Annotated in this window: 2 protein-coding genes; both read right to left on the bottom strand. The window is 66.7% G+C overall.

The window, feature by feature from the left end; translation table 11 throughout:
• A partial coding sequence (locus AC01FP_RS18170) for a hydrogenase maturation nickel metallochaperone HypA/HybF (RefSeq protein ID WP_474482223.1) occupies positions 1-326 on the bottom strand: 326 nt, incomplete at its 3' end.
• Between the two features lie 8 nt (positions 327-334).
• Entirely contained in the window at positions 335-727 is a 393-nt protein-coding gene (locus tag AC01FP_RS18165; protein ID WP_474482221.1) for a HypE family hydrogenase expression/formation protein, read from the bottom strand.
• Between the last annotated feature and the right edge of the window lie 103 nt (positions 728-830).

The following is an 830-nucleotide window of genomic DNA, read 5'->3' as shown; positions in this document are numbered from 1 at the left end:
CATGATTCGGTCTCCAATTCCTTGATCTTCAACTCGGTACCGGCCACCACGCGCAAGGCCGGTGCGCCGCATTCCGGGCAGCGGCCCAGCGGGGCGTCCAGCACGGTCTCGGCACCACACGCATCGCAATGGCCACGTCCTTCGGGTTCGATGATCTTCAGCAGGGCGCCCTGCGCTGGTGTCCCCTGGCTGCAGACGTCGAAGCAGAAGCGGATGGCATCGGGCATCAGTCCGGAGAGCTTGCCCACCTCCAGCGTCACGCGCAGCACCTTTTGGCCTTGAGCGTGCTCGGTCACGATCGCCACCACGCTCTGGGTGATGCCCAATTCATGCATCAGCAGATCCTCGGCAACTGCTCGCCTACCAGCATGTCGACCACGCGCTCGCCGCCAAAGGCCGTTTGCAGCAGGACGTGGCCCGCCGGCTCGGCCTGCACCTGGCCCACGATGGCCGCGTCGCGCCCGGCCTCGTGTCCGCGCATGGCGGCCAGCACCGCGTCGGCATGGCTCTTCGGCACCAAAGCCACGAGCTTGCCCTCGTTGGCCATGTACAGCACATCCAGGCCCAGCATCTCGCAGGCACCGCGCACCTCGGGCTTGATCGGGATTGCCTGTTCCTGCAAGCGAATGCCCACCCTCGAGCTGGTGGCGAATTCGCTCAGTACCGTGGCCAGGCCGCCGCGTGTCGCGTCACGCAGGCAGTGGATGTCGGGGCACGCAGCCAGCATCGCCTGCACCAGGCCGTGCAGGGGCCCGTGTTTCTGCTCAAGTCGGCCCGCAACGCTGCCTTCATCAACCGGATGGTGCCGGGCGCCAACATTCCTCAGGCCG

This window comes from Cyanobium sp. NIVA-CYA 375, assembly GCF_056108345.1.
Note: the sequence above shows the minus strand (reverse complement) of the source record. Positions and strands in the feature narration are given on the sequence as shown.